Annotated in this window: 11 protein-coding genes and 1 pseudogene; 6 read left to right on the top strand and 6 right to left on the bottom strand. The window is 57.8% G+C overall.

Going from position 1 to position 13,356, the window contains the following annotated elements:
* Window positions 1–75: 75 nt before the first annotated feature.
* Both GSQ77_RS11720 and GSQ77_RS11715 read right to left on the bottom strand, forming a co-directional pair.
* Entirely contained in the window at window positions 76–1,392 is a 1,317-nt protein-coding gene (locus GSQ77_RS11720; RefSeq protein ID WP_158902147.1) for an MFS transporter, read from the bottom strand.
* An 89-nt stretch (window positions 1,393–1,481) separates the two neighbouring features.
* Window positions 1,482–1,589: pseudogene (locus GSQ77_RS11715) on the bottom strand (MarR family transcriptional regulator); the annotation flags it as partial.
* A gap of 420 nt (window positions 1,590–2,009) precedes the next feature.
* On the opposite strand from GSQ77_RS11715, the gene GSQ77_RS11710 reads away from it, so the two are divergent.
* The 3 genes from GSQ77_RS11710 to GSQ77_RS11700 all read left to right on the top strand — a co-directional run bounded on the left by GSQ77_RS11710 (window position 2,010) and on the right by GSQ77_RS11700 (window position 5,520).
* Entirely contained in the window at window positions 2,010–3,761 is a 1,752-nt protein-coding gene (locus GSQ77_RS11710) for a triacylglycerol lipase (protein ID WP_158902145.1), read from the top strand.
* Window positions 3,762–3,847: 86 nt separating this feature from the next.
* Window positions 3,848–4,825, top strand: a complete 978-nt coding sequence (locus GSQ77_RS11705; protein ID WP_158902143.1) for a T6SS immunity protein Tli4 family protein — start codon at window positions 3,848–3,850, stop codon at window positions 4,823–4,825.
* Window positions 4,826–4,992: 167 nt separating this feature from the next.
* Window positions 4,993–5,520: a hypothetical protein gene (locus GSQ77_RS11700; RefSeq protein ID WP_254067559.1), complete on the top strand. Its 528-nt coding sequence runs from the start codon at window positions 4,993–4,995 to the stop codon at window positions 5,518–5,520.
* A gap of 67 nt (window positions 5,521–5,587) precedes the next feature.
* On the opposite strand, the gene GSQ77_RS11695 is transcribed toward GSQ77_RS11700, so the two are convergent.
* The 4 genes from GSQ77_RS11695 to GSQ77_RS11680 all read right to left on the bottom strand — a co-directional run bounded on the left by GSQ77_RS11695 (window position 5,588) and on the right by GSQ77_RS11680 (window position 10,171).
* Window positions 5,588–5,857: a DUF3761 domain-containing protein gene (locus GSQ77_RS11695; protein ID WP_158902141.1), complete on the bottom strand. Its 270-nt coding sequence runs from the start codon at window positions 5,855–5,857 to the stop codon at window positions 5,588–5,590.
* 120 nt (window positions 5,858–5,977) lie between these two features.
* Window positions 5,978–7,468: an efflux transporter outer membrane subunit gene (locus GSQ77_RS11690; protein WP_158902139.1), complete on the bottom strand. Its 1,491-nt coding sequence runs from the start codon at window positions 7,466–7,468 to the stop codon at window positions 5,978–5,980.
* A 29-nt stretch (window positions 7,469–7,497) separates the two neighbouring features.
* Window positions 7,498–9,126, bottom strand: a complete 1,629-nt coding sequence (locus GSQ77_RS11685; RefSeq protein ID WP_158902137.1) for an MDR family MFS transporter — start codon at window positions 9,124–9,126, stop codon at window positions 7,498–7,500.
* Window positions 9,119–10,171: an HlyD family secretion protein gene (locus tag GSQ77_RS11680; RefSeq protein ID WP_254067606.1), complete on the bottom strand. Its 1,053-nt coding sequence runs from the start codon at window positions 10,169–10,171 to the stop codon at window positions 9,119–9,121. The genes GSQ77_RS11685 and GSQ77_RS11680 overlap by 8 nt, the downstream gene beginning before the upstream one ends.
* A 191-nt stretch (window positions 10,172–10,362) precedes the next feature.
* On the opposite strand from GSQ77_RS11680, the gene GSQ77_RS11675 reads away from it, so the two are divergent.
* The 3 genes from GSQ77_RS11675 (at window position 10,363) to yfdE (ending at window position 13,322) form a co-directional block, all read left to right on the top strand.
* Window positions 10,363–11,076, top strand: a complete 714-nt coding sequence (locus tag GSQ77_RS11675) for a CerR family C-terminal domain-containing protein (RefSeq protein ID WP_158902133.1) — start codon at window positions 10,363–10,365, stop codon at window positions 11,074–11,076.
* A gap of 200 nt (window positions 11,077–11,276) precedes the next feature.
* A complete protein-coding gene (locus tag GSQ77_RS11670) occupies window positions 11,277–11,675 on the top strand; it encodes a carboxymuconolactone decarboxylase family protein (RefSeq protein ID WP_158902131.1) in 399 nt (132 codons plus the stop codon).
* A 486-nt stretch (window positions 11,676–12,161) separates the two neighbouring features.
* Complete coding sequence (gene yfdE, locus GSQ77_RS11665) at window positions 12,162–13,322, top strand: CoA:oxalate CoA-transferase (RefSeq protein WP_158902129.1); 1,161 nt, start codon at window positions 12,162–12,164, stop codon at window positions 13,320–13,322.
* Window positions 13,323–13,356 lie beyond the last annotated feature (34 nt).

The following is a 13,356-nucleotide window of genomic DNA, read 5'->3' as shown; positions in this document are numbered from 1 at the left end:
GAACAGCAACTAGCATCTGGCCGTCGGCATCGGCCCCACGACGAGCCGCCGCGCACGCGCATTCGACCCGTCAAGTCAGGCAGGCCTCGCGCCATCCGGCGTCGAAAAGCTAACCGGTATTTCCTGGGTTGCGCCCGGCAACAGCGGCTTCTCTGGATGCAGGAAGAGCCACAACACGGCGCCGCAACCCGCTGCCACGGCGATCACGAAAAGCGCGCTGGACCAGTTCCCGGTGAGCTTGACGATCAGCGCGACCGTCACTGGGCCGGCCACATTGGAGGCCGCGCCCCACAGATTGGTCCAGCCTGACATGACGCCCGTATATTCACGGCCCAAGTCCTGAGCTGCCGACCAGACCACCACTTGCACAAAACCGACCGCGGCGAACGACAGACACAGGTAGGCAATCACAAAGGGCATGGTGGTCGCGCGCGACGCTGCGATCAAGGCAATCGCGCTGATCACGAACCCGGTCATGGCGACCGGCGCTCGCGCCAACCATACGGACTGGGTCTTCTTCAAGATGCGGTCGCATACGATGCCCGCCAAGAACACGGCCAGGAACACTGCCACCCACGGCAGCGAAGCGTAGATGCCCATCGCCTGCAGCGACAAACCTCGTGCCTTCATCAAATAGGTCGGCAGCCAGGTGGTATAGAAACTTTGAATCAACACCAGCAAGAAGTACTGGACGCCGAAAATCCAGAAGCGCGGCATGCGGAAGCACTTCAGAAACGCGCCCTTTTTTACGCGCTGCTCGTCGACCTGACCCGCTGCGATATAAGCCGCTTCCTCCGGTTTGATGTAGGGGTGCTTGGCTGGATTGTCGCGATAGCCGATTCCCCAGGCGATGCCGAGCACTACGCCGAGCGCCCCAAAGCCGTAGAACACCGAGTGCCACCCGTAATGGATGATCATCCATGCGGTCAGCGGTGCGGACACAATCGGCCCGAGATACAAACCGCCCAGCAGAAAGGCATTACCGGTCGCGCGTTCACTGCGTGGAAACCAGCGCTTGAGTGCGAGCACGCCGCTGGACCAGTCGGCCGATTGCGCGCCGCCCAATAGCGCGCGGCAACCGAATAACCAATTGAACGTGCCCCCTAGCGGCGTCACGATCATCATCGTCGACCACAGGATGCTGGTGCCGAACAACACCTTGCGCGAACCGACACGTTCAGCGAGGCGGCCCGCCGGTACCTGTCCCAACGCGTACGTCCAGAAATACACGGTCAAGATCACCGACATCTGGACTAGCGACAGACCGAATTCCTTTTGCACTGTTGGCGCTGCGACCGTCATTGCCGCGCGGTCTAGTGTCATGACAAAGGTGATGGGCGCGATGAGCAGCGTGACGATTTTCCATCGCAATGTGCTCACATAGCCTGACATTCAATACCTCCTTGAGATCGGCGACGTCGCTCACCGCGCGTACGCCATTGTCAGTCAGGTTCGCCGTTGACCATCTTGCGCAACAGATACTGGGATATCGCGACATGACGCTGATACGCACGCCGCAGCAAGTGGCCGATCTGGTCCGAAAAATGGTAATCGGATTCGGGCGCGGAGTGGTTTGTCGTCTTGGGCACGGCTGGAATAATGAGTGTAGGCGCTCGATTATAGTTTAGCTTGATGGGTTGAGGGAAACCTTGGGAAAACCGATCTTCTTGAACACGTTGATCGCGCATGCTCTGCGTCGCCGCGGTCCCACTGTTATATCGAAAATGTCCAAATACCATGTCTGACATGGTTTTGATATAAGAAGAATCTTGATTTTTGTTTCTCAAAACAAAAACATCGTTTTCCTTACTAAATTCTTCCAATCCGGTTCACGCCCATTTAATCTTTCATCCCGTCAGTGACACGCCTGCTTCTTCCCCATGTCGTGTAAATCAGATTGCGCTCACACCTTTTCAATCAGACGCGGATCGGTTGATTCCGGCTACAAAACATTAGCGGAGCGGCATCATTTTCTGGATGATGTTCGGCCCGGCCCCTGTGGTCAAGCTGTGAGTGATCTCGTTCGATGCGACCGAGAAGAAGGGCTAGCTATATGCGACAAGGCATTTAACACCTTTAACGATCAAGAAATTGGAACCTCTAATATGGCCTCGAATGAGCACGTTGTTGAGCCAGTGATCGCGGAAGACGGCTCAGTGCACTATGCCACTGTCATGTCGCCGTCATGCGACAGGAGTGTTGCTGTTTGCTTCAAGGTTCCCACGAGGATAATCCCGGTGATCTTTGTGCCGGGAATCATGGGGTCGAACTTGATGAACTCAATGAAGAAAGCAGTATGGCAACTCGATAGTAAGGTAGGCATGATCCCGTGGATACAAAAAGATGCCTCTAAACGCAAGGTGATTCTCGACCCTGAACAAACGGTGGTCTATGACGACGGAGTCATCCCGCAGGGCACCGTTCAGAGTGACGCTGAATTGAAACGGCGTGGCTGGGGCGAGGTCGCCAATATGAGCTATGGCGACTTCTTGGTTTGGCTCGAAAACGCTCTCAATGATGTTCATCCTTGCACCGATCACGGTCGCAACGGTCTGCGCGCCGAGTTGATGAAAAAGGCCGTGACCGACAAATTGAATATTGCGCCTCTGAGTTATGACGAAGTGCGTTTGTCCTATCGGTACCGGTTCCCCGTTCATGCCGTCGGCTACAACTGGTTGCAAGACAACGCTGAATCTGCCATGCGATTGCATAAGCGCATCGAATATTTCATGGGCTACTACCGCAGCAAGTTCGGCTACATGTGCGAGAGGGTGATTTTGGTGACGCACTCGATGGGTGGGCTAGTTGCTCGGCACTATTCAGAGGTACTTAATCATAGAGACAAGGTGTTGGGCATCGTGCATGGGGTGATGCCCGCCACCGGCGCCGCGACAGCCTATAAGCGAGTCAAGGCCGGAACGGACGGTGATTGGGGAACAAGGCACGTGCTGGGGGTTGATGCGTCCGAGGTAACCACCGTCTTCGCACAGTCACCTGGCGCACTGCAACTGCTGCCCAGTACTGAGTATGGAAAAGGCTGGCTCAATATTCGGGACGGCGATCAGTTCAAAAGTTTGCCCGAGACGGAGCCGTACAGCGAGATCTATTTGCAGCGGAAAAAATGGTGGGGCTTGGTTAATGATGAGCTGCTCAATCCGCTCGATGCCAAAAAATCGAAGGTTGCTCAGGATTGGGCCGCGTTTGCGACGATCATGCGAGAAAAGGTCCAGCCCTTTCATACGGGCAATATCGATGCGAATGGTAAAAATGATAACACCGGTATATCCGGTAAATATCACGCCAATACATATGCTTTCTATGGTGACGATCCGCAGCTTAAAACCTGGGGCAATGTCGCATGGAGGCGAGCGAGGCCATCACATCCCGGATTTTGGAATGTACCGCCCGCTCCGCTTCATGACGAATTGAATAAAGCCCCCGCAGACGATTCGGGAATGGGGAGCCAAATAGTCGAGGTGTCCACGGATGGTGGCCCGCGTCGTGGTACCGAGCCGCTAAATAGCTGGCCGAGTCGCAATGAATTCGTGCTGCAAGATGCTGACGAGAACGGGGATGGCACGGTACCGAGACGCTCAGGCGCGGCCCCTAGCCAGCACGCCAAAGTGTGCGTGCCTTACGCAGGTGTCGACCACGAAGGTGCTTTTAAGAACGGGCCGCAGCAGCGTTTTGCGCTATGGGCCATTACTAAGATTGCCTTCAGCGTCAGACACACCAGCATGGCTTACAAGGACTTTAAATGAATTGGCGCACAGCGTTTATCGCAGGCTGCGTATTGGGTCTGAGCGCCTGTTATCGACCGGCACCCTTGACACAACAGGAGCAAAAGATGATGACTGAATTGACCTCGAATCTGAAGCCACGCTGCGTGGGACGTTATTTGATCGACATACCGGGCGACGCAGTGACATTTGGCGGGGCAAAAATAGACGGCGTGGACGTTAAAGCCACGGCGATGACACTAAAAGACTATCAAGCGGCAATGGACGCGCGTAGCAAGGAGCTGAACTCCACAAAAAGCCGTTTCGGCCGTCAGTTTCTGTATGCCGACACTACGGTCGGAGGGGTCCCAGCATCACGGTTTTTCATTTCGCAGGGCAGTCCCGATGTACTCAGCCCCGCAACCCGAGTCATCGAAGGTTATAAATGGGATAGTGGTTACCAAATTAAGTTGCAAATCGCGGGTAGTGATTTCACGCACCCCGACCAAACCAACGATCCGGTTGTCAAACTGCTTCCGAACAAGAATGACGTTCCTGATAAAGCACGCGCCGTTGGCTATCTACTGGACAAAATTCGTGGCCGCATGGAGGACGAGATTCCGACCGAGCCGGGTTTCTGCTTTGCGGGGGGATTCTTCCCTGGAAAAGCGACCGATCAAGAAAATATTTGGGTCCAATTTGTGCTGCTTGACCAGCACGATGTCAGTTTTGATTTAGAGACGAATTCGAATATCCAGGGGACAACAACGCTACTCCAACGAGGTGACGATATTAACGCCGCACTGGAACAAAACGAGGGCCGAACGGTTCGAAAGGGGCCCGTGGAACTGTCAGGCATGCGCGCGGAAGAATGGCTTATGGCAGGACTGACCCAGTTGCGCATACCCGGGAATCATATGACGCTCGAGGCCAATTCGAAGATCGGCAGCGCGAGAGCACCGCTGCTGAGTTTAGATATGGATACTGGGTCAAATAGCAATCTGTTGCTGGGCCGCGTTGAGAAGGCTTCGCTTACCGAAGGGGAAGCTGTTGCGTTATGGGACGCTGTTTCGCGTACCTTGCGCCCACGCCCAAACGGCTTCTAATCAGCCACGTCCGACGAAACATACGTGAAACACACCCAGACAGCTCCCGCTCGGAGTCCGGCGCCGTTATGATGTAGATTCGGTACAATCAGGCGCACTCTAGAGACTTTGCCAAGACGGTGGCGGGCGCCACACAACAACTGAAAATGCCCGACCAGGAGCCGACGATGTCTTACTCACGCTTGATCCAAGGCCGTACCGTCGCGCGACGCTTAATGCTTGCCAGCGTCGCAGCCCTGCTCCTGGCAGGCTGCGCCAATCCATGGCAGCGTTTCCAGGCAGGCGACGCACAAAGCGATTTGGTCGCGAAGCTAGGGCCGCCCAAAGAAGTCTATACACTGCCCGACGGCAACAAGCGGCTGCTGTGGCCAACTCGCCCCTTTGGCGAAACGACCACTGCGGCGGTGGTCAACCCAGCGGGAGTTGTCATAAATATAGAGCAAGCGCTGACAGCCGAGAATTTCGCCCAGGCACAAGTCGGCGTATGGACCCAGCATGACGTGCAGACGCGCTTCGGTTTGCCCGAAGAAACCGGTTATTTCGCCGGTGTAAAGCTCACCGTCTGGACCTACCGATATATGCAAAACAACTACTGGTACATGCTGTACAACTTCTATTTCGACGATAAGGGCATTCTGCGCACAACGCAAAACATGGTCGACCCATTGCGGGATCCTACAGTGAATGCCATGTAGGGCGGCGGCAAAGAAATCAACGCCTCCGAACTCGAGGAACCTCAGCATCTGCTGTAGCGATTACTCGCTACAGCCACTCAGCCACGCCATGATGGCCAGAGCACGTGCCCGATCGGTGCTTGCTAAAGCTGTATGTACCATCGCGACATTTCGCGGTAGCGCCAGTCGGTGCCTGGCCGTTAACCGAATGCGCCGGAGAGTGGACCGACTGGCCATCGCTATTTGTGTAATGCCCATGCTCGGTCAACTGTGACTCGCTGGGACTCTGATTCGGCGCCGCATGCGCAAGTACAACCGAAAACAGCAACGCAAATAATGCCGCAAGTGCTTTTGTCATTCACAGCCTTTAGCTATCGCTAAGTGTTTTAGATGTTCTAGTAAGGCCCTGAAAGCTAATTCAATGCCGCAGCCACCTTTATATCACTCCGGCTGACCGCACTCCCTGCGCACCGCCCTCCTACACGCGCCAACCCAGCCCCAAACTCTTCTGCAACGAAACAAAATCCTTCAACAATTCTGCTTGCCCAGCCACCACGTTCTGCTGCGCGTTGAATTGCGTACGTTGCGTATCAAGCAAATCAATCAAGCTAGACACCCCCGCCGTGTATCGCTGATTCATCAACACGGCCGAGCGATCGGCAGAATCCTGCACCTTTTGCAACGTGATCAGATGCTCACGCTGATGGCCATAGCGCGACAGCGCCCCGTTCGCATCCTGCAGCGCCGCCAGCACCGTATGTTCATACCGCGCATCGGCTTCGTCACGCGAAGCTTCCGCGTTGTGAATGCTACCCAGCGTGCGCCCGAAGTCGAGCACGTTCCATTGCAGATACGGCGCACCGACCCAGGTGAAATTACTCTTGCGAACAAGGTGGCCCGGATCCGCCGCACTAAAGCCTAGATCCCCGAACAAAGTGACCTTCGGAAAAAAGTCGGCCACATGCTCGCCAATTTGCGCGTTATTCGAAGCAAGCCGGCGCTCGGCTGCGCGAATGTCGGGCCGCTGCTGCAACATCGAGCCAGGGTCTCCGATCGGCACCGATGCAGGCAGCGCAGGTATCGGGCGCAATGCCGACAACTGCTGATCCAACGCCCCCGGAGCCTGCCCCGTCAGCACGGCTAGCTGATCGAGCGAATCAGTAACCTGCGCATCGAGCGGCGTCAACGTGGCGCGGGTATCTTCGACCTGCGTCGTCAACCGCTCGACATCAACCTCGGCCGCCGTCCCACGCGCGCGGCGCTGCTGCGTCAACACCAGCATCTGCTGCTGCAGTTCGGTCGAGCGTTGCGCAAGCATCAGACGCTGCTGCTCATCGCGCAAATCGACATAGGCCTGCGCCACCTCAGCCGCAAGCGACACCTGCGTATCGGCAAAGTCGGCCTGCACCGCGTCCGCTTCCGCCGTAGCCGCTTCGACCGCGCGCCGCGTACCGCCGAACAAGTCGATTTCCCAGGAAGCATCAAACCCCGCCGTATAAAGCTGGAGCGGACCACCACCGCTCGAGCTCTGACTTTGCCCGCTCGACGAACCGCTGCTGGACGAGCTCTGCGAGCTTTGAAAAACACCGAGGTTCGGTTCACGCGTGCGCAACGCGGCTGCATCGACGGAGGCTTTCGGCATCGCGTCCGCCTTTTGCACCTGCAACTGTGCGCGTGCCTCGCGCAGACGTGCTTGTGCCGCATGCAGGTTGGGGTTATGCGCGAATGCGGCGTCGATCAACGCATTTAATTGTGGGTCGTCGAGCGCAAGCCACCACTGGTTCGGTGCACGCGTCGATACGATACCGGTCACCGGCGTGCGTACAAAAGCCTTAGCCCCCACGGCGTCCGGCGCAACTTGCGGCGCTCCCGCGTAATTGGGCCCGACGGTGCAGCCCGAGATAGCGTACGCACACGCCGTTAGCGTGAGCGCGCGAATCAGGGGACGAGGAAGGCGAATAAGCATCATAGGGACATTCATAGAGACATTAAGAGCCATCAATGACCAGCAGACGGCGTATTCGCATGCGGCGTCTTCAACAGCAGCGCAAGCGGTATACAAGCGAGCAGCGCGATGCCGAGCAAATAGAACGTTTCCGAATACGTCATCACGGTCGCCTGCATATGGATCTGCGCCGCGATCTGCCCGATTGCGCGCATCTTCGCGTATGCCATGTCACCGGTCTGTGCGAACCAGGTCGCCGCACTCGAAGCGATGCGCTCCTGGCCCAACACGGAATTCGCGGTCAACGACTCGCGTATCGTCGCGGTGTGAAATGTGGTGCGCCGGTCGATCACGGTACCGATGACCGCCAGACCGACCGAGCCGCCCAGATTGCGCGCCATGTTGTATAGGCCAGCCGCGTCGCCGGAATCTTCGCGCGAGACCGCAGCCATCGACGCCTGGTTCAACGGCATCATCGTCAGAATCTGAGCTACACCGCGTATCAGTTGCGACCAGAAGAAATCGTGCCCCACGCTCTGCGCGGTCAAGTCGATATCGAGCATGCAACTGGCGCCAAATAACACGAGCCCGACGATCACCAACATGCGAAAGTCCAGCTTGCCCAAGATGCGCGGCAGGATCGGCATCATCAGGAAGGCCGGCACGCCCGACACCAGCATGATTGCACCGGACTGCTGCGCGTTGTATCCGGACACCAGGCTGAGGAACTGCGGCAGCAGATACGACACACCATACAGGCCCGCACCGACCGCAAATACGATGACGATCACGCTCGCATAGCGCGGATTGCGCATCAGGCTCAGGCGCATGATCGGCCTCTTGGCCACGCGCTGCGAGATGGCGATCAGCACCATGCCGACGAATGACACACAGGCTAACGCGACGATCATGTCCGACTCGAACCAGCGTTCGCGCTGCCCCTCCTCCAGCAAGACAGTCAACGAGCTCAGCCCGATCGTGAGGCCCACGATCCCCAGCCAGTCCGCCTTGAAAAAACTGCTCCACTGCGGCCGCTCGGGCGGCAGCCCAAAAATCAACAACGCGATCAGCGCGATACAGACCGGCAGGTTGATAAAGAAGCACCATGTCCAACTGATGTTTTCGGCAAGCCATCCGCCCAGCACCGGCCCGAGCAGCGGGCCGAGCAGCACAATCAGGCCGAACATCGTCATGCCCACGGGCATCTGCGAGCGCGGCAAGCGCGTACGGATGATGGTCTGTGCCGTCGGAATCATGGCGCCGCCGCAGAAGCCCTGCCCGATTCGGCCGGCGATCATCATCGGCAAGCTGTGCGACCACCCGCACATCATCGAGAACAGGATGAACAGCGTGGCATTACCGAGCAGGAAATTACGCAGCCCGAACACGCGCGTGAGCCACGCGGCGAGCGGAATCATGACGATCTCCGACATCAGGTAGCCGGTGGAAATCCACGTGCCTTCCGTGCCGGTCGCGCCGATCTCACCCTGGATCTGCGGCAACGCTGAGTTCGTGATCGAGATATCAAGCGTTGCCATCAACGCGCCCAATGCGCCCGCGGCAACGGCAATCCAGTCCCCCACGCTCGCACGCTCAGCCTCGGGAATCACGGGCGGGCGCGCTGACGTGGACGCGCCGGATCCGCCGGACGCAGCCGCGGCCGCATCAATCGCCTCAGCCATGATCGTTCTCTTCCTCGATGCGCCGGTCACGCTCGCGCGCCGATTTCGTATCGACATCCACGGTCACCGACAACCCTGGCAGCAACACGCTGCGCGTTTCCGGACCCGTCTCGATCCGTATGCGTACAGGGACACGTTGCACGATCTTGGTAAAATTGCCGGTGGCGTTCTCAGGCGGCAGCAGCGCGAACTGCGAGCCGGTGCCAGGCGCAAAGCTGTCGACCACACCGTGCAGATCCGCGCCGGGCAGCGCATCCACGTGCAAGGTGACAGGCTGACCGATGCGCATATGGCCCACCTGCGTCTCCTTGAAATTGGCTTCGACATAGGTGCTTTGCACAGGTACCACCGTCAGCATCCGGGTGCCCGGTTGTACATACTGCCCGACACGCACCGTGCGATCGCCCACTTTGCCCGTCAACGCGCTGCGTATGACGGTGTCCTGCAAGTCGAGGCGAGATTGCTGGGCGCTCGCTTGCGCCGCTTCGAGTTGCGCGCGTGCCTGGGCGATCTGTGCGGTCGTCGCCGCGATCTGCGTCTGGGCCCCGGCGAGCGCAGCCGTGTTCGCCGCCAGGGTAGCCAGCGCCTGGTCGCGTGTGCTGGTGAGTTCAGCGAGCCGCTCGCTGGTCTCTGCGCCCGTGGCGGCAAGCGGCGCGTAGCGCTGCACTTCGTCGCGCGCATGTTGAGCGCTGACGCGCGCGACTTGCTGCTGTGCTTTGGCCTGTTCGATGTTCGCGTGTTGCTGCTGGATATCGGCTTGCGCGCGCTGGATATCCGCCTCGCGCGCGTCGACCGTGGCCTGGGCCTGATTGAGCGCGACCTGATATTGGCGCGTGTCCAGCCGGACCAGCGGGTCGCCAGCCTTCACCATCGCGTTCTCGCCGACATAAACGTCGGTGACATAGCCGCTGATCTTAGGGGCGACCGTGACGCTATCGGCTTGCAGATAGGCGTCGTCGGTGCCTTCGATGAAACGACCGACTGTCCACCACCGCGCGAGCCAGATGGCGGCCACGACGAGCGCGACGATCCCGATCGCGATCATGATCCCGCGCCGCCCCGATCGTCGCGTGGGCGGTACCGCCAAATCTTGTGGCGCTAGCGGGGGCGAACCAACCGTTGTCGACATTTGCCTGTCCAATTTATTCCAATTGGAACAATTATTCCAGTTGGTAAAATTGTGTCAAGTGATATATTTGTTCACTTAGGCATTAAAGACACGCAGGAGAGATGGGTATGAACGATTTAAAACGGCTGCGTCGTTCGTCGGCGGGCGGCTATGCGCGAGGCGACGAGACGCGCCAGCGGATCATCGAAGCCGCGATCGAATTGTTCGGCGACCATGGTTTCGAGGGCGCCTCCACTCGCGACATCGCAACACGTGCCGGCGTCAATGCGCCGGCATTGCAGTATTACTTCGAGAACAAGGAAGGCCTCTATCGCGCTTGCGCCGAGTACATCGCGGACGAGGCGTGGGTAAACGTCGGGCCCGTCGTGCATCATGCCGCCGAGGTACTGCGCAGCGACAGCAGCACGCAGGCACTGATCGACGCGTTCGTGCGCATCCAGGAAGCGATCGCGGACCGCATGTTCATCAAGGGATGCATGCCTAACCAGCGGCTATTCTTTGCACGCGAGCAGGCGGGCCAAGAGCCCAGCATCGCGTCCGAGGTCTTGACGAAGCGCATTCGACAACCGCTCAACGATGTCGGCGCGAACTTGATTGCGAGGATCACGGGCACCCGGGCTGACGATCCGGTTACCCTGATTCGGATGCTGACGCTGCATGGGCAGTTGCTGATGTTCCATGTCTCGCCGCGCACGACACTCGCGTTACTCGGCTGGGATGAAATCGATGCCGAGAAGGCCGACATGCTCAAGGCGATCGTGGGCACGCAGACTCGAGCTTTACTCAAGCAATGGCACAAGGAATCATCGGCCGCTCGCTAGGCGGCGCAGGCCCGTCGTCCTCATCGTCGAACGCGCCAGCACGATCTAGGCGATGGCGCGTTCGCTAAAACGCGGCATCACGGTCAACACCTCGGCCGGATTTGTGCCAACTATCTGAGCTCACATTTCACACTCGTCGCATAATCAGGAAGCGTAGCCAAAAATATCCTGATTTTTCACGATGAACCTAGAGGAATGCGATGCAAGACAATGAGCGTTTTGAGCGAGGTCTGGAAAACCGCAAGCAAGTGCTGGGTGCTACCCATGTCGACAAAGCGTGGGCGAACGCCGATGATTTCAACCGGCCGATGCAAAAGTTTGTCACCGAATATTGTTGGGATGATATTTGGAGCGACAAAACGCTTTCGTTCAAAACCCGTAGCCTGTTGAATATCGCCATGCTGACTGCGATGAGCCAGCACCACGAGTTGGGCCTGCATGTGAAAGGTGCGCTGACAAACGGCGTGACGACCGATGAGATCCGCGCGGTACTGATGCAAGCCGCGGTATATTGCGGAGCGCCGCTCGCACTCGCGGCGTTTCGCGTCGCGTCCGAAGCGATCAAGGCGTATGAAGCGCAGGACAACACACCGCGCTGAGCGCTACTACAGCAAAGCGTGCAGCCACATCCCTACGCTGCATCAAGGCGGGTTCCCGCGACCGACGCAAGAACCCGCCGCCGTTACCTGATTTGTTGATATAGATCATCCCCCGCCTGTCCTGGCCGCGAATAATGAAGTCAACTTCAGCGGTGCAGCGACCTCGTAAAGCCCCTTTGCAAATTTTCGCGCGTGCCCTGGACGAATGCGTCCGGATATCCGGGCCGCTGCGTCAGTCCTATCGCTGCCCGGATATGGGTGACGCTCAAATCGAGCGTGGTTGAGGAGGCCGGCAAACATCGCGGTCATTTATTACCTCAGTAACACCGCGAAGTTCGTCGAACTCACTCAGTTGATCCAGATCAATTCCGGCAGGGTCGTGACGAGTATGGTTAGTGCATCTCATGACCGTTCGCGTCGAGCGCGCTCGCCGGGCGGCGAAGACCTGCATATTCGATCGTCATAATTTAGCGAGGTAATCTTTAGATGCCATCAACCCGAACCGAGCGAATTGCGGGTCCCTTCTCGGGCCTGCTCGTCATCGACTTGACACACGTGCTGAACGGTCCTTTCGGCACAACGATGCTGAGCGATCTCGGTGCTCGCGTCGTCAAAATCGAACCCCCAGGGCATGGCGACGATACGCGGACCTATGGTCCCTTCGTCGATGACCAATCTCTCTATTTCAGCTTCGTCAATCGCGGCAAGGAAAGCATAGTCCTCAATCTGAAAGACGATGCCGATCGGGCGATCTTTCTCAACATGGTCGGCCAAGCCGACGTGCTTACCGAGAACTTCCGCCCGGGGACGATGAAGCATCTGGGTTTCTCCTATGAGGAACTTGCCAAAATCAATCCTCGCCTGATCTACGCATCCTCTTCAGGCTTCGGTCAAACCGGGCCGCTCGCCAGTTACCCCGCTTACGACACGATTGTCCAAGCCATGAGCGGCATCATGAGCATGACGGGATTTCCTGATGGCCCGCCAACCCGCGTTGGCACCTCCCTTTCCGATCTTTGCGCCGGCGTGTTTATGTTCTCTGGCATAGCCAGTGCACTCTACGCACGCGAGAAGAGCGGGAAAGGCGCTCATGTCGACGTTGCGATGTTCGACGCGACGCTTGCCTTTCTGGAGCACGGCTTTATGGAATACGTGGCTACGGGCAAAGCATTCCAAAGAATCGGTAACCGTCACCCGTTCATGACGCCTTTCGACGTATTTCATTCGGCTGACCAGGATTTTGTCATCTGCTGTGGAAACGATCACCTTTTCGCCGAACTCTGCAAGGTTATCGATCGTTCCGATCTCGCTACCGATAAGCGTTTCCAGTCGAATCTGCTGCGCACGGAGCATAACGAGATTCTCAAGTTAGAGCTTGAGGCAACGCTCGTTAAACAGAGCGCAGCTTATTGGCTCGCAGTGATCCATAAAGCCGGTGTGCCGGTGGCGCCACTGCTGAATGTAGTCGAGGCCGCCGAACATCCGCAAACGAAGGCACGCAACATGTTGATCGAAGCGGGTGGTATCCGGATGCCCGGCAACCCCGTGAAAATCTCCGGATATGACGATCCTGCGACGCGTGTCGGGGCACCGAAACTCAATCAGCATGGCGACGCACTGCGGCGTGAATTTTCCCAGCGTTTATAAGTTTTGAAAATTATGCACAGTTCCACACTCCGCT

The organism is Burkholderia sp. L27(2015), from assembly GCF_009765705.1.
Taxonomy (GTDB): Bacteria; Pseudomonadota; Gammaproteobacteria; order Burkholderiales; family Burkholderiaceae; genus LMUX01.
The sequence above is the reverse complement of the archived record's forward strand: the minus strand, read 5'-3'. Positions and strand labels throughout refer to the sequence as shown.